General features: G+C 60.9%; 20 protein-coding genes and 4 pseudogenes. 16 read left to right on the top strand and 8 right to left on the bottom strand.

Annotated features, from left to right (window positions below):
• Position 1 precedes the first annotated feature (1 nt).
• Both A4G99_RS00335 and A4G99_RS00330 read left to right on the top strand, forming a co-directional pair.
• Positions 2 to 640 (top strand): alpha/beta hydrolase, encoded by a 639-nt coding sequence (locus A4G99_RS00335; RefSeq protein WP_066137936.1) that lies wholly within the window; start codon positions 2 to 4, stop codon positions 638 to 640.
• Positions 641 to 738: 98 nt separating this feature from the next.
• A complete protein-coding gene (locus tag A4G99_RS00330; protein ID WP_066137932.1) occupies positions 739 to 1,686 on the top strand; it encodes a ring-cleaving dioxygenase in 948 nt (315 codons plus the stop codon).
• A 165-nt stretch (positions 1,687 to 1,851) separates the two neighbouring features.
• On the opposite strand, the pseudogene A4G99_RS00325 reads toward A4G99_RS00330, so the two are convergent.
• Positions 1,852 to 2,489: pseudogene (locus tag A4G99_RS00325) on the bottom strand (LysE family translocator).
• 595 nt (positions 2,490 to 3,084) lie between these two features.
• Between A4G99_RS00325 and A4G99_RS29650 the strand changes: the two are divergent.
• A pseudogene (locus tag A4G99_RS29650) lies at positions 3,085 to 3,168 on the top strand (transposase); the annotation flags it as partial.
• Positions 3,169 to 3,495: 327 nt separating this feature from the next.
• Here the strand turns inward: A4G99_RS29650 and A4G99_RS00315 are convergent.
• The gene (locus tag A4G99_RS00315) at positions 3,496 to 4,260 is read right to left on the bottom strand and encodes an enoyl-CoA hydratase/isomerase family protein (protein WP_066137927.1); all 765 of its coding nucleotides are present in this window, start codon (positions 4,258 to 4,260) and stop codon (positions 3,496 to 3,498) included.
• A 54-nt stretch (positions 4,261 to 4,314) separates the two neighbouring features.
• Between A4G99_RS00315 and A4G99_RS00310 the strand changes: the two are divergent.
• Positions 4,315 to 4,697: pseudogene (locus A4G99_RS00310) on the top strand (PaaI family thioesterase).
• A gap of 213 nt (positions 4,698 to 4,910) precedes the next feature.
• Complete coding sequence (locus A4G99_RS00305) at positions 4,911 to 6,464, top strand: NADH-ubiquinone oxidoreductase-F iron-sulfur binding region domain-containing protein (protein WP_066137926.1); 1,554 nt, start codon at positions 4,911 to 4,913, stop codon at positions 6,462 to 6,464.
• 107 nt (positions 6,465 to 6,571) lie between these two features.
• Here the strand turns inward: A4G99_RS00305 and A4G99_RS00300 are convergent, their stop codons facing one another.
• Positions 6,572 to 8,116 carry an MDR family MFS transporter gene (locus A4G99_RS00300; RefSeq protein ID WP_066137922.1) on the bottom strand — a complete coding sequence of 515 codons (1,545 nt, stop codon included), beginning with the start codon at positions 8,114 to 8,116 and terminating at the stop codon, positions 6,572 to 6,574.
• A 364-nt stretch (positions 8,117 to 8,480) separates the two neighbouring features.
• On the opposite strand from A4G99_RS00300, the gene A4G99_RS00295 reads away from it, so the two are divergent.
• Positions 8,481 to 9,095 carry a TetR/AcrR family transcriptional regulator gene (locus A4G99_RS00295; protein ID WP_066137919.1) on the top strand — a complete coding sequence of 205 codons (615 nt, stop codon included), beginning with the start codon at positions 8,481 to 8,483 and terminating at the stop codon, positions 9,093 to 9,095.
• A gap of 194 nt (positions 9,096 to 9,289) precedes the next feature.
• On the opposite strand, the gene A4G99_RS00290 is transcribed toward A4G99_RS00295, so the two are convergent.
• A complete protein-coding gene (locus A4G99_RS00290; protein ID WP_066137916.1) occupies positions 9,290 to 10,357 on the bottom strand; it encodes an aldehyde reductase in 1,068 nt (355 codons plus the stop codon).
• A gap of 63 nt (positions 10,358 to 10,420) precedes the next feature.
• Here A4G99_RS00290 and A4G99_RS00285 point away from each other — a divergent pair, with 63 nt between their 5' ends.
• Together A4G99_RS00285 and A4G99_RS00280 are read left to right on the top strand one after the other, a co-directional pair.
• On the top strand, positions 10,421 to 11,245 hold the full coding sequence (locus A4G99_RS00285; protein ID WP_066137913.1) for a hypothetical protein: 825 nt from the start codon (positions 10,421 to 10,423) through the stop codon (positions 11,243 to 11,245).
• 74 nt (positions 11,246 to 11,319) lie between these two features.
• Positions 11,320 to 11,943, top strand: coding sequence for a molybdenum cofactor guanylyltransferase (locus A4G99_RS00280; protein ID WP_066137910.1), 624 nt, complete (start codon positions 11,320 to 11,322; stop codon positions 11,941 to 11,943).
• A 168-nt stretch (positions 11,944 to 12,111) separates the two neighbouring features.
• Here the strand turns inward: A4G99_RS00280 and A4G99_RS24135 are convergent, their stop codons facing one another.
• Positions 12,112 to 12,309, bottom strand: coding sequence for a hypothetical protein (locus A4G99_RS24135; protein ID WP_082837638.1), 198 nt, complete (start codon positions 12,307 to 12,309; stop codon positions 12,112 to 12,114).
• Positions 12,310 to 12,383: 74 nt separating this feature from the next.
• Positions 12,384 to 13,025 (bottom strand): helix-turn-helix domain-containing protein, encoded by a 642-nt coding sequence (locus tag A4G99_RS00270; protein WP_066137906.1) that lies wholly within the window; start codon positions 13,023 to 13,025, stop codon positions 12,384 to 12,386.
• Positions 13,026 to 13,109: 84 nt separating this feature from the next.
• Here A4G99_RS00270 and paaA point away from each other — a divergent pair.
• From paaA to A4G99_RS00245, 6 genes and pseudogenes are all read left to right on the top strand, one after another.
• Positions 13,110 to 14,050, top strand: a pseudogene (paaA, locus tag A4G99_RS00265) (1,2-phenylacetyl-CoA epoxidase subunit PaaA).
• Between the two features lies 1 nt (position 14,051).
• Positions 14,052 to 14,372 (top strand): 1,2-phenylacetyl-CoA epoxidase subunit PaaB, encoded by a 321-nt coding sequence (paaB, locus tag A4G99_RS00260; protein ID WP_066137905.1) that lies wholly within the window; start codon positions 14,052 to 14,054, stop codon positions 14,370 to 14,372.
• The gene (gene paaC, locus A4G99_RS00255; RefSeq protein WP_066137903.1) at positions 14,372 to 15,217 is read left to right on the top strand and encodes a 1,2-phenylacetyl-CoA epoxidase subunit PaaC; all 846 of its coding nucleotides are present in this window, start codon (positions 14,372 to 14,374) and stop codon (positions 15,215 to 15,217) included. The genes paaB and paaC overlap by 1 nt, the downstream gene beginning before the upstream one ends.
• Positions 15,210 to 15,683: a 1,2-phenylacetyl-CoA epoxidase subunit PaaD gene (gene paaD / locus A4G99_RS00250; protein ID WP_066137899.1), complete on the top strand. Its 474-nt coding sequence runs from the start codon at positions 15,210 to 15,212 to the stop codon at positions 15,681 to 15,683. The genes paaC and paaD overlap by 8 nt, the downstream gene beginning before the upstream one ends.
• Positions 15,680 to 15,847, top strand: a complete 168-nt coding sequence (paaE, locus tag A4G99_RS25570; RefSeq protein ID WP_190303649.1) for a 1,2-phenylacetyl-CoA epoxidase subunit PaaE — start codon at positions 15,680 to 15,682, stop codon at positions 15,845 to 15,847. The genes paaD and paaE overlap by 4 nt, the downstream gene beginning before the upstream one ends.
• 166 nt (positions 15,848 to 16,013) lie before the next feature.
• Positions 16,014 to 16,226, top strand: a complete 213-nt coding sequence (locus tag A4G99_RS00245) for a DUF2196 domain-containing protein (RefSeq protein ID WP_066137897.1) — start codon at positions 16,014 to 16,016, stop codon at positions 16,224 to 16,226.
• Here A4G99_RS00245 and A4G99_RS00240 read toward each other — a convergent pair whose 3' ends face one another.
• The gene (locus A4G99_RS00240) at positions 16,227 to 16,616 is read right to left on the bottom strand and encodes a methylated-DNA--[protein]-cysteine S-methyltransferase (RefSeq protein ID WP_066137895.1); all 390 of its coding nucleotides are present in this window, start codon (positions 16,614 to 16,616) and stop codon (positions 16,227 to 16,229) included.
• Complete coding sequence (locus A4G99_RS00235; RefSeq protein ID WP_066137892.1) at positions 16,616 to 17,386, bottom strand: trans-aconitate 2-methyltransferase; 771 nt, start codon at positions 17,384 to 17,386, stop codon at positions 16,616 to 16,618. Before A4G99_RS00235 ends, A4G99_RS00240 begins: the two co-directional genes overlap by 1 nt.
• A 284-nt stretch (positions 17,387 to 17,670) precedes the next feature.
• Here A4G99_RS00235 and A4G99_RS00230 point away from each other — a divergent pair, with 284 nt between their 5' ends.
• Together A4G99_RS00230 and A4G99_RS00225 are read left to right on the top strand one after the other, a co-directional pair.
• Complete coding sequence (locus A4G99_RS00230; protein ID WP_066137889.1) at positions 17,671 to 18,516, top strand: NOP5/NOP56 family protein; 846 nt, start codon at positions 17,671 to 17,673, stop codon at positions 18,514 to 18,516.
• Positions 18,513 to 19,163 (top strand): fibrillarin-like rRNA/tRNA 2'-O-methyltransferase, encoded by a 651-nt coding sequence (locus tag A4G99_RS00225; protein ID WP_066137885.1) that lies wholly within the window; start codon positions 18,513 to 18,515, stop codon positions 19,161 to 19,163. The genes A4G99_RS00230 and A4G99_RS00225 overlap by 4 nt, the downstream gene beginning before the upstream one ends.
• Positions 19,164 to 19,198 lie beyond the last annotated feature (35 nt).

The raw sequence follows: 19,198 nt of genomic DNA, 5'->3' as shown, positions 1-19,198 counted from the left end.
TATGACCGGCCCACATCAAGATCAGCCCCTCGTGACCGCGGGCGCACCCCTCGATGTCGCTGAGGCTGCTCTCGTACTCGTCCACGGACGAGGAGCGACCGCCCAGAGTATCGTCCAGATGGCCGATGAATTCCACCAGCATGGGGTCGCGTATCTCGCGCCCCAGGCGGCCCGCAACACGTGGTACCCGAACGCGTTCACCGCGCCCGTCGAAGCGAACGAACCCGGTCGCACGTCGGGATTACAGGCCATCGACGACGCCGTGGCCGAGGCCACTGCCGCAGGTATTCCGATCGAGCGGGTCATGGTGCTGGGATTCTCCCAGGGTGCATGTCTGGCCAGCGAGTACGTCGCGCGAAATCCCCGGCAATACGGTGGGCTTGCAGTATTGAGCGGCGGCCTCATCGGTGACACCGTCGATCAAGGCGACTACGAGGGTGACCTCGAAGGAACTCCCGTGTTCCTCGGTTGCAGCGACGTCGACCCGCACATTCCCGAAGAGCGGGTTCACGAGTCGGCGACAATCTTCGAGCAGCGGGACGGTGACGTAACCAAGCGCCTCTACGAAGGGATGGGGCACGGCATCGACCAAGACGAGATCGACCATGTCTCGGGGATGGTCGCCAGCCTCGTGGAGTAAGCCAGCCGCCATCCGCCGTAGTAGACCGGCGTAATTGAGCTGCCCTCGTCATCAGTCCAAGCTACACTAACGTCACAACTGAGAATACACGACACATCATGAGCGAATCCACCCCGGGTCTTCACCACGTCTCAGCGATCGCAGGAGCCCCCCAAGAAAACGCAGCCTTTTACACCGATATCCTCGGGTTTCGGCTCGTCAAGCAAACGGTGAGCTTCGATGATAAGTTCATGTACCACCTCTACTACGGGGACGACAGTGGCTCGCCGGGGTCGCTCATCACCTTCTTCCCCTACCAACGGGGCACGGAGGGTCGAATTGGTCAGCCGCAGCCCTCTTCGACGGCATTTACGATTCCGATCCGCGCCGCGCAGTACTGGTACGACCGACTCGATAGTCGTGGCGTAGATGTCGAAGAGTCCAGCGAGCGTTTCGGCGAAACCGTACTCAAGTTCCGCGACCAAGATGGCCAGCCACTGGAGGTTGTCGAACACGACACCGACTTGCCCCCGGTGACGGAATCGATTCCCTCAGAATACGCGCTCCGTGGCCTTCACAGCGTCACGCTGCTATCGGCGAGCGTCTTCCACACTGCGGCGACGCTAGAAGTGCTGGGCTTTTCGTTAATTGACCAGGAGGGTGATCGTGTCCGGTATCGTGCACCGGGATCGTCCGCTACGATTGTCGATCTTCTAGACGTCGAAGCGTCGTACGGACGGGAAGGAATCGGAACGGTCCATCACGTCGCGTTCCGTACCGGCGAACGTACGCTCTCCGAGTGGCATGACCGACTAATGGACGCAGGGCTAGAGCCGACCTGGATCAAAGACCGCCGTTACTTCGAGTCGGTTTACTTCCGGGAACCGGGCGGTATCCTGTTCGAGATCGCAACCGACGATCCTGGGTTTACGGTTGACGAAGATCGATCGAACCTGGGGACATCGTTACAACTTCCACCGCAGTACGAGCCAGACCGGGAGATGATTACCCAACAGCTCCCCAAACTTACTGTGTCAGAGGCACGATCCACCAACGACCTCAAGTGAGATCGATGGCCATTGAGTAAGCCCGTTATTCCCCGTCAACCCACTCGAACCCATGGAAATCGCCGCGGGGAACGAGAATACAACACGGCCACAGAGTTTCCACCGAGAACTCTGCGTCTTTGCCACGGCTCAATTCGGAGGGTGGGTCAGTTGTGCTACTGTGTTTCAGTGTGTCGGACGCTTTTCGAGCGCGAGTTTCGCACCGAATCCGAGGATCACGCTGCCGCTGGCGTACTGAACTGCTTTCCGGGCGAGCGCTGAATCGAGCAGGTGGTGGCGGACCTGCGCGGCGAACAGGGTGACGCCACAGAGGTACGCGAGACTCAACGCGGCATACAGGACACCGAGCAGTACCATCTGACGGTGACGTTCGCCCGCGCCGGGATGAACTGGGGGAAGAACGCCAAGACGAACATCGCCACCTTCGGGTTCGAGACGTTCACGACGACCGCCTTCTTGTACGCTTCCACGGGAGAGCGCTCGCCGTCGAGTGCCTCGACATCAACGTCGAACTCGTCGTCGCTCCGGAACATTTGGACGCCGAGGTAGAGCAAGTAGAGGACGCCGACGTACTTCACGACGGTGTACGCAAGCGCGCTCGTTCTGAGGAGGGCGGCGAGACCGAGAACGGCCGCCGTCGTATGAACGAGGACGCCGCTCGCCACGCCGAAGCCAGCGCTCAGTCCAGCTAGCCGCCCGCTCTTGAGGCTCTGCGTCAGCACGTAGATCGAATCCGGACCGGGAGCCACGACGAGGACCAATGCGGCGGAAACGAACGCGAGAAGATTCGATATCTCGACCATGTCAGGGGCAGGAGACAAAGGCGTATATAATTTGGTCAGTCCTCCGTACTTGCCAAACACAAATTGTCCCGTGAGGTTAGGCAGCGAGTCTTTGCTAAGTTCGACTGCGACCTTTTCCTGCGCTCGCGATACGTACGCTAGCTGCATCTAACGATTCGACCATCTACTATGGGGGTTGGGACTCTTTCTATGACACCCTCATAACAGCGTCAATATCGAAGGGTCGCTATGCCCAAGTCTCACCGAGATACCCTCGAACGGGAACGGCGGCTGGCTGACGCGTATAGCGTCGGTATCGAGATTGAAGACACGTACCGCGCCATGGAACGTCCCTCGTCACAGCCATCGGTCAGGTATCAGTTCGATCGAAACCCTGGACGACTCCAATCCAGCATGGCATCCGCCCCCCATATTCGTTCAGAGGGATGCTCCGCGCAGCTTCATTTACCGCGAGATCACTGCTGAGAGTTACCAACGTATCGACCAGTATCCCGAGCTGGCCGACGAGTTTGATCTCGAAAAGACGCCGGGCCCGTCTGTGCTCTCGTGGATGTGGCGTGAGCGTTTTGATGACGCCGTCCGTGAGCTCGTCAAGACCGGTGAGATGGACTACGCGCCTGTGTTAACTGCGGGTGAATGCGTCGAAATCGTCGTCTCGGCATCGACCCCACCTGACTGAGCGACCGATTCCCCTCCGGGTTCGCCGCTTGGGAGTGGCGACACTCTGTAGGAGCACCAAAATCCGCGCAATTTCTCATGCTCGCTCGATCATCTACTTCAGAATAGCAGAAATCGAGCACTTCGTAGGGTGATGGACCCCGAACCAGCGGAGATTCGACCCGAAACTAGCCTATCCTCCGAAACTGTGATGGTCGAGATAGAGGAATTCTATAGAGCGAAATGAAGTTTATCAGTTCGACGTTCGACACCCCATCACGGGAAATTGACAGGTAAAAATAATAAGTCCGGTCGATCCACCGACTACGAGGAACCCTTCCGGGGCGGTTCACTCGAAGTCGGGTTCCCGACCTTCCAAAAACGCCGTGACGCCCTCCATGTGGGCGGGCATGTCGTAGGCCTGCGATTGGACCATCGTCTCGTAGTCGAGCGCTTCGCGCCAGTCCTTGCCCAGGTTCTCGTGAAGCGCCTGCTTGCCGAGCGCGATGGTGTGGGTCGGCTGGTCGGCCAGTTGGCTCGTCAGTTCCTCGACGCGGATGTCGAGTTGCTCCTCGGAGACGGCACCGTTCACGATGTCCAACTCGGCCGCCTCCTCGGCCGAGATTAGCTGGCCGGTGAAGGCGAGTTCCTTCGCCTTCCGTAGACCGACGAGTCGCGGGAGGATGAACGTCCCACCCATGTCGGGGATGAGACCGACGTTGATGAACGACGCCGCGAATCGCGCGGATTCGGCGGCGTAGGCGAAGTCCGCCGCCGTGACGAGCGCCATCCCCGCACCGACCGCGTCGCCGTTGACCTTCGCCACGACCGGAACGGGCGCGGTGAGGACTTCTTCCACCACGCGCGAGAGCGTGTCGCGGACGCGTTCGTAAGCTTCTCGGACGTTCTCCTCGCGCTCGGCCATCGACTCGATGTCGCCGCCCGCGCTGAACGCCTTGCCTTCGCCCGTCAACACGACCGCGTCGTGTTTCTTCGGGTCGCTCTCGGCGAGGATTTCGGCGAGTTCGCCGGCCGCCTCGGGCGTGAAGGCGTTTCGAACCTCGGGGCGGTCGAAGGTTATCGTCCGAATGCCGTCGTCGTCGGAAACGTGCATACTGGAGAGGGTCGCCCCAAGCACATTTAATTACTTCCCGTGTGCAATCGTGGTATGGACATCGAAGCGTTCTTCGAAGGAATGCCGTTCGCCGACCTCCTCGGGGTCGAGGTGACGGAAGCGGCGGACGGACACGCCGAGGGGCGACTCGAAATGCGCGAGGAACTCTCGTGGAATCAGGACCGGCTCATGGCCCACGGCGGCGTCGCGTTCACCCTCGCGGACACGGTCGGCGGCGCGGCGCTGGTGTCGCTCAACGATCAACCGGTTCCGACCATCGACATGCGAATCGACTACCTCAGCGCGGGTACGGGCGACCTCCGCGCCGAGGCCGACGTGGTGCGAAACGGGAGCGACGTCGGGACGTCGATGTGAACGTCTACGACGAGGACGGCGAACACATCGCGGAAGCACGCGGCGTCTACAAAACGGGGTGAGACGATGAAACGATGTCACTCAGCACTCATTACGCTGCTCGTTCTCGCGGCCGTCATTGCGGTCGCCGTCGTCCGACGAAAGGAGTCCAAACCGGAACTCGAACCGCCGTTCTGACGACGTCACGGTGACCGTATTCGACGACGCATTTTTCACCATCCTGTCGGTTTTTTGGTCATAATCTTTTATCCACTGGCAGTGCCAGTATAGTGGGAATGGGAACTTCTGATTCGTCTGCACCTGATGCACCCGTTCTTCGCGTCTCGGATGGGGCGGGACGCGAGGACGCGGAGGTAGTGCTCGATGGTGCACGCGACGCGGCGGAAACGGTCGCAGTGGTGAACGTCGGTCCGGTCGGAATCGAGGAGCTAACACCGCTCGCAGCGGTTACGAACGACGGAACGACCGCCTTTCATGCGAATTGTACGCCCGAACACGCCCGCACCCTCGTCGAAGCGCTGGAGGATGGTACCGTCGTCGAGGAGGACGCATATGCCGTCGTCTCCCACAACGAAGGGGAAACGGAACTTCCGGTTCCGGACGACGGTCCCCTCGCGGTCGGTCATCGGGACGTACTCGGACGCTGTGGATGGACGGACCCGACGACAGCGGACGGCTACGACGGATTCGTCGCAGAAGAGGCGGCGGACGCTCCCGAGACAGTCCTCGAACGTGTCGAAACCCTCGGCTTGCTGGGCCGGGGACGCGGCGACGCATCGATGGACGAACCCATCGCCGAGGAGTGGACCGTCGCCCGTGAAACCGACGGTGACCCCGTCGTCGTCGTAAACGGGGGAGAGACCAACGACCGCAACGGAACCGACCGACTCCTGCTGGAAGCCGACCCGATTTCGGTCCTCGACGGAGCGACGGCCGTCGCACACGCCGTCGGCGCGGAGGACATCATCGTTTACGTTCCGGAATCGGCCCACGCCACCAGCGGGCGCGTTCGAGACGCGATGGAGGTGTTTTCCGAGACGGATGTCGGCGAGGACGTGACGATTCGAACGGCCGCCGGACCGGACGCATACATAGCGGCGGAACCGACGATGACCCTCGAAGCGCTGGAGGGCAACGACCGGCTGGAAGCCCGCCTCCGACCGCCATCGCCCGGCGAATACGGATTGTACGGGCGGCCGACCATCGTCCACACGCCGCGGACGTTCGCGCAAGTACGCCACGCACTGCGCTCGCCCGACGCCTTCGATTCGGAAGATGCGGACCCCGGAACCCGACTCGTGACGGTGACGGGTGACGTGGTTGCGCCAGCAACGCTCGAACTCCCGACCGGCGGGAGTCTGGAGACGGTTCGGGACGCGGTGAGCCTCGATAGCGAATTCAAGATGGCCTGCGTCGGCGGCCAGTTCGGCGGCGTCACGCGCACGCTCGATCACACGCCGAGCGCACCCGCACTAACTGGCGCACATCTCGGGACAGACGGCGTGGTCGAACTGTTCGACCAGTCCCGCTGTGCCGTTGCCACCGCCGGAACACGGGCGAAGTTCGCGGAGGAGGAAAACTGCGGGCGCTGTGTCCCGTGCCGTGAAGGGTCGAAACAGTTGACGAACCTCGTACGGGATGTCTATTCCGGCGATTTCAAGGACGACATGCTCCGCGAACTCGGCCGCACGATGCGAGAGACGAGTATCTGCCAGTTCGGCAAGGACGCATCGCGGCCGGTGACGACCGCGATGGACGAATTCGAACCCGAGTTCCGCGCACACGCGGAAGGCCGATGCCCGAGCGGTGCGTGTAGCGAAACGCGATAACAGAGTCGAACACGTTCCGACGAGTCGTTCCTTTTTGGACCGTATGGACACCAGTGGCCATCGAGGGAAGGTGGTCGATATTTTATCGGACATATGCACCCACTCCATCAGTCCTCACTCTCCGCAGGAGCATCGCTGGTCGTCGCGCGTCGCTCCGCACCGGATTCCTCCTTCAGGTCGTGGTTCGGGAGGGCGAGCGACGCGACGAGCGCGGCGACGAGGAGGAGGGCGCCGACGAGGAAGACGTCGTGGAACGCGTCGACGAGGGCCTGAACGACCTGTTGCTGAAGCTGTGGGGGGAACTGGTGAATCGCTTTCGGGCTCTGTGAGATCGAACGTGGACTCGTGCCTGCCGGGAGAACGTCGCGCAGTTCGGCAGTGACCCGACGATTGAAGACGATCCCGAACGCGGAGACACCGAGCGCCTCACCGAGGTTCCGGGCGAACGAGTAGAGCGAACTCACCTCGCCGATGTCGTCACCGCTCACCGCATTCTGGATCGCGGTTGCGAGCGTCGGTCCCGTCATCCCTATCGTCCCGGTCATGAACATGTAAATCGCCGTCTGGAGCAAGCTGACTTCTGTGCCCATCGTCGAGAGAAGATAGCAACCGATCGTGGTGACAACCAGTCCAGCGACGGTGAGCGATTTATACCGTCCGAGATGGCTCATAAGCTGGCCGGCGAGAATCGCACTCCCGATGGAACCGAGGGTGAACGGGATGAGAAGCGCGCCCGTGTTCACGCCGCTTTCCCCGAGAACCGTCTTCATGAAGATGGGGATATAGTTGACCACGCCCAGCATGACGCCGCCGAGGAGCACCGAGAGCACGGTGATCAGGAGGACCGACCGGTTACGGAACAGGTCGAGAGAGACCATCGGTTCCACGGTGCGTCGCTCTTGAACGAGGAACAGCGCGGTGCCGACGACGGTGATGACCGTGAGACTGAGGATCGTCGGGGACGTCCACGCGTACCGGCTGCCGCCCCAAGAGGAGACGGCGACGAGTGCGGAGACGGCGATGACGAGGAGTCCGGCACCTCCGTAGTCGATCCGATGGCTCTTGCCGGGAACGGGGACGTCGAGCGCGACCTGCACGAGCCCGAACGCGAGGAGGCCGAGCGGGAGGTTGATGTAGAAGATCCACCGCCAGGTGAACTGGTCAGCGAGGAAGCCGCCGAAGAGCGGCCCTATCATGATGGCGCCCCCGTTGACGAGCTGGAGGTAGCTCATGTATTTGCCGCGTTCGCGGGTGGTGAAGATGTCGCCGATGCCCGCCATCGCCATTGCCATCAGCCCGCCACCCCCGATGCCTTGGAGGCCGCGGAAGAGAGCGAGCTGGAGCATGGACTGGGAGAGCCCGGAGAGAACCGAACCGACAAGGAAGACTAGAATCGCCGCCTGAGTGAGCCGACGCCGCCCGTAGATATCGGAGAGTTTCCCGTAAAGCGGCGTGACGGCCGTCGAGGTGATGAGATATGCGGTGACGACCCAGAAGACTTGGTCGAGCGATCCGAGGTCCGTTGCGATCGACGGGAGGGCAGTGGCGACGATGGTCTGGTCGACCGCACCGAGGAGCATCGAGAGTCCGAGCCCTGCGAACGCGACGTACACCATACGACCGTCGAGCGACCCGCCCGTCGGCTCAGGCATCAGCGTGACTCCTCACTGTTCGGTTCCGCGCGGTTCGCGGTCGCGGAGATTGCGGCGGATTCAGTCGCTTACTACCGACCGAACGTCCGGAGGGATGGAGTACGCGAGTCTGTTCAGCGGCGAACTGCCGACGGCTCGGCCCGAACGATTCGTCGGTGGTACTCACGGCTCGACCTCCACTGCTGCGCTATCCGCGGTCTCGGTGTCAGCCGCGTACGTCACGTGCACGTCGTTCGCGACCAACGCGTCGGGTTTCTCTCGATCCATACCTCAGCACTGACCGTATGACTGTATATGTCTTTTTGTTCATAGGGTCAGACTCGTGACCACAATCGTCATGTGTTCATGACGCCGATATCCGACCATGCGAAATTTCACCGAGGACGAGCGAGAGGCTATCAGGGAGGAACTCCTCGAAACGGGCCGGGAACTCGTCAGCGTCTACGGCTTCCAGAAGACGACGGTCAGCGACATCACGGAGCCCGTTGGCGTCGCCAAAGGGACGTTCTATCGCTTTTTCGACTCGAAGTCCGACTTCTTTCTCGAACTAATATCCCGCGAACATGACCGGCGCTTCGACCGTATCGAGGACGAACTCGAAGACGTGACCGACGCAACGGAAGGGCTAGAACGGCTCTTTGCGACGTGGGCACGCGATGTCGAGGACGACCTCTTCTCCGATGCCGACACGGAGGACCTCATGAAGTCGTACGACCGCCGACCCGACCGGGAGGAACGGGACGCCGAGTACGAGCGATTCGTCTCCCGGCTTCAACCGATCCTCGACACGCTCCGTGAACAGACGGGCGAGGAATTTCCCGACCTCTCTGCCGGGCAACTGGGCTACCTTTTAGAGGAGATCGAAACGATAGCCCGATTCGGGGAACACGCCCACGACATAGACACCGACGACGGGAATGGCTCGGTCCTCTACGACCTCCACATCCCGTCGCTCGCGAAAGGACTAACCACGGATTGAGCAGAAACTCCGGGACGAGAAACGCTAGGACAGACGTTCTGGTTCGATGCCGACAAGGTGGACGTGGCCGGGGCTGTCGGGATCATCGTTAGACGGCTGTGTTAGTCCCAGCCTCCACATGAGTAGTATCCAGAGAGTGAAGGGATATCAGGGAACTATTTCACCAAGGTCGCTATGACCCTTCACCAAGGCCGCTATGACTGTTCGAGTTGCGTCAAACTCTCCGCTGTTGAGAGATAGGCGTCCTCGCTCGCTCGCGGCGACCAGTCGAGGACCCGTCGGGCCTTCTCGTTGCTAGCCCGACGAGTTTTCCCGAGTTGAGAGGCCATCTCTTGAAGAGAAGGTACGAATGGAGCAGCAATCCGGATGAACCAGTTCGGGAGGGTCCACTTCGGTACTTGGCTTGCGGACTCACCTAGTTGGGTTCTCAGCGTCTGGGCGATCTCCGGCATCGAGACTGGGTTACCCGCAACCGCGAGGAACCGCTCCCCCGCAGCTTCGGGTTCCGTCATCGCGCGGAGATGGAGATCGACCACGTCGCGCACGTCCACGACATTGAACGAAATTTTCGGGACCGCAGGCATATCACCATCAAGCAACTGCTGGATGATCTGGACCGATGACGAGAGATCAGGTCCCAGCGCAGGACCAAAAATCCCGACTGGGTTGATGACTGCGAGTTCCAACTCGTCCCCCTCACGCTCGATGAAGTCCCATGCTCCCCGCTCTGCAAGCGTCTTTGATTTGACATATGCACTGACATCGGGTCCGTTAACGTTGGTCCAATCGTCCTCTGTAAAAGGTCGGTCAGTGGGCGAGTGTCCGTACCCAACCGCAGCAAAGGACGAGGTCATGACGACCCGGCTAACACCGGCGTCGCGTGCCGCTCGAAGTACTCGCTGAGTACCCTCGACGGCTGGAACGATGACATCGTCCTCGTGCTCTGGCGGGGTTGAGGGAAACGGCGAGGCGATATGTAGAACGTAGGTGCAACCCTCGGCCGCATCGACCCACCCTTCATCAGTCGTGAGGTCGGCTTCCACGAACGAAAGTTCGTCACCTACGTCTACGTCACCTACGTCTACGTTGCCTCCGCGGAGCTTCGTGCGGACATCGGACTCGCGCGAGAGGGATCGGACCGTCGTGCGGACGCGATACCCAGACTCAAGAAGTTGAAGGATAGCATGAGAACCGACGAATCCGGAGCCACCGGTGACGAGAACCGTCTTTTTGTCAGTTTCAGATCGTGTTGATCCGGTCATTTTCACAGTACTGGTTCCTCGCCAGAAAGATATAAGTGTGACGCCGTTTCATCATGATGCAACATGAGTGAATCAGCACACGACCGTGATCGGCCTGTTGGATTCCTACGGAAGGGAGATAGAGAATATCTCATCGAAGGAGCGGACCCTGACTGGTCTGAAAGTACAGAGCGGAACAAGAGATATCGGATCCGTGAGCGTGCAAGCGCGGCGATTCTGGATTACACCCTGCTGCTCGGTGAGTTGGACAGGGAAGAGCGTGAGAAGATACAATCCAATGATTCGGTCGATGCACTCGCATTTTTTCTTCAGACGCACATTCGTGATTCCCTGAATTCATCTCCAGATCACTCGAAAGGTTCGGGTCTCGCTATGGGTGTCGTTGAAGAAGCGCTCAGAGCAGAGATCGAAAAGGCGATCACTCGCGCGTATGAGACCGAAGACAACACTCAAACATACAATATCTCGGTCGAGAATCTCGATCTCTCGGTGAATATCACGGAATCGCCGTCGATAGAACGGATCGAACGGCAACTCCAGAGCGGTGAAATTTCAGCGGATGTCATAGAACGCTACTATGTCAGCGGTAAAATCAATGAGAAGGAACTCCATCAACTCACGCGAGGACTCGGACTCTTTTTCGATATTACTGAAAAACAACGACGTGAACTGCTCAAGGAACCGGTTCCGATGTTGGTGGGTGAAATACCTGAAGGGTATGTAAAAATCGAGACGAGTGATCCGACTATGTCGAAATTACACGATACAGACATACTCCCTGAGATCTATCGTGTCGTATTCGCCGAGGATAAGACAGCAATAGTCCCTCGGGAGGTAGGTGAGCAAGTAGCGAAACGGTATTCGGAGATAGAAGTGGTCGAAGAATAACGCCCATCTGTTGATGGTATCTCGACCGCATGCTCGGCCACAGGAACTTAGCGACGCATCTCGTATACGAACGTATGCCCGCAGGAGTCGTCATCGCTGGAGGGTACTCGACTCGATTCGGGGACGCGGACAAAGCGGTCGCACCGCTCGCCGGGGTGCCGATGGTGCGCCGCGTTGCGGACGGAATCGAGGGCGTAATCGACGAACTCGTCGTCAACTGCCGCAACGCCCAACGGTCGGCCATCGCCGACGCGCTGTCCGACTTCTCACCGTCGGTCCGATTCGCCATCGACACCGTACCTGACGCCGGTCCGGTGGCCGGAATTCGAACCGGTCTCGCGGCCTGCGATCACGAGTACGCCGCCGTCGTCGCCTGCGACATGCCGTTCGTGGACCCGGAACTCGTTTCCTATCTGCTGAATCGAGCACGTGGTCACGACGCCGCAGTACCTCGATTCGAGGGCTGGTTGCAGACGACCCATGCGGTGTACCGAACGGACCCGATGGTTCGAGCGTGCGACGATGCGCTCGGCAGAGGCGAACGGCGAACCGTCGAACCGCTGTCGGAACTGGAGTACGTAGTAATCGAGGGGAGTGACCTCCGCGATCACGGATCGTTGACCTCGTTCGAGAACCTCAACACCCGCGAGGAGTTCGAACGCGCCGCCACGACGCTTGCTGGAGACGAACGTTTATAGGGAAAGACGCGGCCACGGCCGGTATCCGCTGACGAACGCCGTGGAGCGACTCGCGGGAGTACGGTACACCGCTTCACGTTCGGCCGTGCCGTCTGTTCGCCACTTCATCCATCCAGTTCACGCTCCGCGAAGCGTTGCGTATCGGGATGCACGCGAAATCGAGGGAGACTATTTCGCGCTACTGGCGTCCGAACGCGAATCGGCGTTTTCCAGTATCGACAGGGGAATCAATACGATCAGGAAAAAACCGATTACGTAGCCCAACAGCGCGAATCCATCGGGTAGCACGTGGGCTTGTGAAATACAGAGATACCCGAGGACGAGGAGGAGGGGTTCGGGGCGGGAAGGGACTTCGAGGGAAGGCACGAACTGAAAATATCAGGGAGAGGGACAAGAATCTTGCGTCTAGTCGGATCGTGAACAGTATCGCGTGAACAGTATCACGCGAACATCTGCGAGAACATCGACCGCTCGGCGCGACGGAGCCGTTCCAGAAACGCCGATTTGCTGATTCCCAACTCGTCAGCTACGTCGCTTGCAGTGGTCTCGCGGGGGACGCTGAAGTAGCCGAACTCCAGGGCTGTTCGGAGAGCGCGTTCCTGTGCGGGCGTCACGTCCCATTGTTGGGCCACGGCGTTTTCGTCCTCGGATCCGAGTTGATGGACGCGTTCGAGTCGCATGCCGACAGTCTCTCCCGCTGCTTCGAGGACGCCTTGGAGCACGTCGTGACCCACGACCGCACCCGTGAACTTCGCGTTCCCCTCCCGGTAGCGAAGCGATTCGGCCATGAACCCGACGTTGGTGAGTTCGTGGACGACACAAGCGTGTTTGGAGAGACAGCGGAAGTTCCGTCTGCCGTCCGTCGTGGTGACGTGCAGGTATCTGATTCGGTCGTCCCCGTCGAGGACGTCGACGAGCGAATCGTTTTCAGCCGGGGCGCTGAATCGGAGGAGCGTGTAGCCGTCGTCACGGTGCTGTGGGGGCTTGCAATCGATCCGCGTCTCCGCCTCGCGTGATGCCTCGGCGAGCGGACAGTCGTCGCCCGTGACGGCGAATTCCACGACGAGGCATTCGTCTATCATGGAGCGTATGTAGGCAGGGACAGTATTTAAACCCCGTCTATGGGCGGGCGAATTGGTATGGGTCGGGGTCGATAATTATCGACCATGGACATAGAGACCGTCAAGGAGCGTGCCGGTCCTCGGCAATTTAGTCCGAAGGAGACATGCCCGAGGAGTACCGAAAGGCGGCGACCCGGATGATTCAGTTCCACGCGAACTCGGAGATCATGGGCGCGTATCTCGAACGCCCGTTCATCCGACAGGCTCCGAGCCTCGACCGGAAGCTAGCCTGCAGCGCGAAGGTGCAGGACGAAATCGGCCACGGGCAACTGCTCTACCGGGCCGCCGAATCGCTCGGCATCAAGACCCGCGATCAGATGTTGGACGAGTTGGCGAACGGCGAGGGCAAGTTCCTGAACTGCTTCCACTACAAGATGGAAGACTGGTGGGAGACGCCGATGATTGCCTTCTTCGTGGACGGTGCCGCGATGCGCCGACAGGCGACCCTGAAGCGCACGAGTTGGGAACCCTACGCACACGCGATGGACAAAGTCTGTTTCGAGGAGGGTTTCCACGTCAAGCACGGCGAGGACATCATGCGCGAACTGTCGATGGGATCGAAAAAGGAACAGGAACTCATGCAGGACGCCTTCGAGGAATGGTGGCCGCGCATCATCCAGTTCTTCGGCCCGACCAACGACAAGAGCACTCACCACGACTTCTCGTCCGAAGTCGGGTTGAAGACGATGTCGAACGACGAACTCCGTAGCGCGTTCCTTACCGCCTACATCCCGAAGGCGAAGAAGTACGGCTTGGAGATTCCGGACGAACCACGCATCGAGTACGACGAGGAGACGAAGACGTACAAGGTGCGCGAGGACGACCTCGATTGGGACGAGTTCTTCCAGATCGCCAAGAACGATTACGAACCCGGCCTCGGTCAGATAAACGGCCGCAAGGCCGCACAGGACGCGGCCGAGTGGGTCCGCGACGTGATGGACGACTGGGAATCGAGCGGTTCGAACACGCCGGTGGCGGCTGATTAAGATGATCTGGGAAGTGTTCCGACAGGAAGAAGCTGGCAAGTATCACACCCACTGCGGAAACGTCCACGCGCCCGACCGCGATATGGCGCTCATGTTCGCCCAGATTCAACACGGGCGACGGAAGCCGACCAACAGCATCTGGGTCGTCCCGAAGGACGAAATCGGCGAAGTGGATGCCGACGAGACGACGTTCGGCGGCACGACGGACAAATCCTACCGATGGGTGATGGCGTACAACCGCATCGACACCAGTTTCGCCAAGGAAATCGAGGAGTCCGAGAGCGAACAGGAAGACGCCGAACGGCGACGAGGTGAGGCATAATGTCGGCGCAACTCGCCGGTCCCGAGGAGTTGAGCGACGACGAACGGGCCGCCGTCGAATCCCTGCTCCGCCGACTCGCAGACGACGAACTCGTCCTCGCCGAGCGCTACACGGAATGGCAGGTTCGCTCTCCCACACTGGAATCCGACCTCGCCATCTCGAACATCGCACAGGACGAACTCGGTCACGCCCGCCTCTGGTACGACCTGCTGGAGGACTTCGGCTACACGGAATCGGAACTCATCTTCGAGCGCGACCCCGCGGACTTCCGCCACTCGACGCTCGTCGAGGGGGCGTTCGAAACTGGCGACTGGGCCGACGCCATCGTGCGTGGCTACCTCTACGACGTCGCCGAGGAACTCCGACTCGAAGCCCTCGAAGGGACGTCGTATCCACGAATCGCGGACCGCGTGGCGAAAATCCTGAGCGAGGAGAACTACCACCGCGAGCATTCCCAGAACTGGCTCGAACGGTTGACGAGCGACGACGAGGGAACAGAACGCGTGCAGGCGGCGGTTGACCGGCTATTCCCGTACGCGTTGACGCTGTTCGAGGCGGGCGACGCGAGCGAGGACATCGACGAGTTCGGAATCCGAACCGACTCGCTCGACTCGATGCGCGACCAATGGCTCGACGTCGTGGTGCCGTTTTTGACGTCGCTCGGCATCGAACTGCCGACGGAAGTCGAGGACGGCGACATCGACGAACTGCTCCCCGAGCACATCGGACGAGACGGAACCCACACCGACGACTGGGCAGACCTTCACGACGACATGACGCGGACGTACCGGGAACTCGGGCGAACCGAAACCCACCGGATCATGCCGGACCCAGACGATGAGTAACCAACCACAGGAGTACGATATCGACTCCGAACCGACCGCGTGTGCGTACACCGACTACTCGGAAACCGGACGCTCTCCGGAGGATTTGCCCGCCACGGGTGAAGGAGCGACGGGTCTCGAACAGCGCGTCTGGGACGCGCTGTTCGACATCGAGGACCCCGAGATGCCCATCAGCATCGTGGATTTGGGGTTGATTTACGGGGTAGAAGTGGACGGCGAGACTCCGTCGGCGTCCCGTGACGAAGGCGGCGACGCCGCCGGAGCGAACGTCACCGTCATCATGACGTTGACCTACACTGGCTGCCCGGCCCGTAAGATGCTAACCGAGGACATCGTGAACGGGGTCGCGGCGGTCGAGGGCGTCGAAGACGCCGACCTCGAACTCGTTTGGAACCCGCCGTGGTCCATCGAGATGGTGACCGAGCAGGGCAAAGACGACCTCAGGGAGTTCGGATTGAGCATATGAGACGACTCGACCCCAGCGTGACGACGAGCGGCGAGGACAAGGGCGCGGAGTGTCCGTACTGCGGTTCGACGGACACCCACCGCGAACACCCGAAAGGGCCGTCGCTCTGTCGGTCGATGCACTTCTGTGACGCCTGCGAACAACCCTTCGAAAAGTTCGAATAGTGGATAGGGGTACGTTTTCGGCTACGGGCTACCGCCGCCGCCGCCGCACTCCAGAGGAGGGACGTGAATCGTATAACCGTTTTCTACGAGTATCGGATATATAAACACGATACCACGACCGGCGGTGGCCATCACGTTTTTTCCGGTGTCCGTTGCAGTCCAGCGTATGTCCGTAGACCGACCGACGCGAGAGGATTTGAGTCGTGGTATGACCGTCGAAATAGAACAGACGAACGCAGAGAACGCGGACGAGGCCGAACCGCTCCGTGGCGAAATCGCGAAGGTCCTCTCCGAGGAGCACACCGAACCCGGCGGAGTGAAAGTCCAACTGCAGTCCGGGATTACCGGGCGCGTCAAACGCATCGCGCCGAACGAGTGATCAGGCCGATTCGAGTTCGAGCAACCGTTCTTTTAGCCCGAGACGGTCGTCGTCCCCGCCGGAAAAACCGCCCAAGCCGTTGGCTCCGACGATACGATGGCACGGGACGACGAGCGGCACGGGGTTGCGGCCACACGCCTGACCGACCGCGACCGCCGCCGTGTCGAGTTCTCCGGCGATTTCCCCGTAGGTTCGGGTCTCGCCACGGGGGACGCCCGCCATCGCGGTCATGACCCGTCCGGTGAACGAATCCGGATAGTCGACGTCGAGGTCGAATTCCTCGCGCTCACCGACCGTGTATTCGGCGACTTGCTCCCGGATTTCCGCCTCGTCGGCCGCCACCAGCGATTCGTCGATTTCCATCCGCCATTCCCAAACGTCGACGAACATCACTGCCTCCGGAGGACCGTCACTGGGCGGTGGAGCGTCCCCGGTTCACAACTCTCGACGGGAGTCGACAAGTCGAAGCTATCGAACCAGCCCACGTGTTCGAACTCGGTCTTTTCGAGGAGCAAACGTAGCTCCTGGGGAGCGAACGTCTTGATGACGTACTCCTCGCGGAAACGTTCGGTGTCAGTCGGCGTCTCGACCCGCGTCGTCAAGGTCTGGCGAACCAACTGTTCGGTCGTGTGAACCGGTTCCTGCTCGATGGTAAAGCGAACCGTCGTTTCCCCGCGCGTCGTCTCCCATTCGCTCCCGGAGGACGTCCCGCCAGCGAAGTCGATGGAACCGTCGATGCAGTACAGCGACCCCGGCGTCATCGCGTCGGCCATCGAATCGAGGTGTGAGAGAAGGGCCTCGTTCGAGTCGAGATACAGCGATCCGAGCGCGCAGAACGCGAAGTCGACGTCGTCGGGAAGGACGAAGTCGGCCATATCCCGCCGAAGGAACGTCGCCTCGATGTCGTGTTCGCGCGCCTTTCCGATGGAGTGGGAAATCATCTCCGAGGAGTTGTCCAGCCCCGTGAAATCGTACCCCCGCGAATCGAATTCGAGCAGGTACGGACACGGGCCACAGGCGATTTCGAGGACGGAGTCGGGACGGTTCGAGTGTTCACCGAATCGGTCCATGCAGGCTTCGAAGAAATCTACCTCTGCCGCCACGTCGCGGAAATCGAAGGCAATCTCGTAGTAGTCAGGATGCGCATAGAGACCGGCCATAGGTTCTCACTCTGGGGACGGGTCTTAACTACTCGTATCATGATGGGAACCGTTGAGAGAACGTTTGTACGGGATGGATTTTCCGGAACCGTGATTTCAGTAACTACTGCGATGAAGTCCCAGAAAATCCTCGACCGATTGCTAGCCTCGGGGTCGCTGGTGCACGCCATGTGAGTGGTCAGTATCGCGCAATCCGTCCGCCCGAGTGGAAGAACCCCGGTCTCAATCCTCGTTCGAGAACCCGTAAACGTAGGTTTAAAAGAGAAGACGCACAACCCACGGCCATGACCGAATCGGACGGAGACGAGGGGTGGTTCGCGGGCGTCGAACCGGACGATGTGGAGTCCGGAGCACGCGCCATCCAGGAGGGGAGCGCCGACGCCCCCGCCGACTGGCCCGAGCGGGCCGTCGAAACCGGATTCGCGGACGACGAGGCGGAGTACTACGCCACGCTCCGTGAGGCGAGCATCCGCGCGACCCGCGAGGCCGTGACGGAGCGCGAACGGGCGGACGACCGTCAACTCGTCCACGCGGTGCGGGCGATGGACGACTGTGAATCGGAAGCGAACGAACTCGCCGAACGCGTTGCAGAATGGGCCGGAACGCTGTATCCCGACGCCGGAACCGGGATCGCGTACGCCCGTGAACTCGCGGAAACCGACCCGGAGACGCCGGTCGAAAAACAGGTCGTGTCGCTGGCCGAGCGCGTCGCCGACCTCGCGGCCGAGCGCGACGACCTCCGGGCGTTCGTGGAACGGCAGGCCCCCGCAGTCGCACCGAACCTCGCCACGCTGGCCGACCCGGTGCTGGCCGCGCGACTCATCGCGCTGGCTGGTGGGCTGGAATCGCTGGCGAAGATGCCCGGCGGAACGGTACAGGTACTCGGCGCGGAGAACGCGCTGTTCGCCCACCTGCGCGGCCACGCCTCGTCGCCGAAGCACGGAATCATCTACACACACGAGGCCATCCGTGCGGCCCCGCACGACCAGCGCGGGTCGGCGGCACGCACGCTCTCGGGCAAACTCGTTATCGCCGCACGGATCGACCACTACTCGGGCGAACCCAACCCCGAACTGAAGGAGGAACTCGATCGGCGGATGGAAACGATTCATTCGCGGGGTGAACAATGACGAATTCTGATGAGACACTTCCAAACGGCGTCGAACGACACACGTTCGGCGGTGGGGTGCGACTGGCGACGACGGGCAGTCCGGTCTACGGCGAACCGACCGACGGCGACTGGCGGTGTTGGGACGCCCGGCGCTCCAAGTTGGCCGCGATGCTCGAACACGGCATGGACACCGGTTTGCAGGGCGACGAAACGGTGCTCTATCTCGGTGCCGCCAGCGGAACGACCGTAAGCCACGTCGCCGACTTCTCGGGACCGACGTACGCCGTGGAGTTCGCACCCCGCCCGACCCGCGACCTGCTCGATGCGGTCGAAGCGCGCGGGAACCTCTTTCCGCTTCTGAAGGACGCACGGAAACCGGAGAGCTACGCTCACGTCGTGGAGTCCGACGTGGACGTAATCGTCCAGGACGTGGCGACGCGCGGACAGGCACGCGTCGCGTGTGAGAACGCACGATTCCTTCGGGAGGATGGCCGACTCTTACTGGCGATCAAAGCCCGAAGCGAGGACGTGGCGAGCGACCCCGAATCGGTGTTCGAGGACGCGCTCGAAATCCTCCGCGAGCGGTACGAAATCCTCGAAACGCGGCGACTCGAACCGTTCCACGTGGATCACCTGGGTATCGTCGCGGTTCCCCGGAAGACCTGACCGTCTCCGGAAGTATTTACGTGTGTGGTGGCTAA

The sequence above is a fragment of the Haladaptatus sp. R4 genome, assembly GCF_001625445.1.
Taxonomy (GTDB): Archaea; Halobacteriota; Halobacteria; order Halobacteriales; family Haladaptataceae; genus Haladaptatus.
Note: the sequence above shows the minus strand (reverse complement) of the source record. Positions and strands in the feature narration are given on the sequence as shown.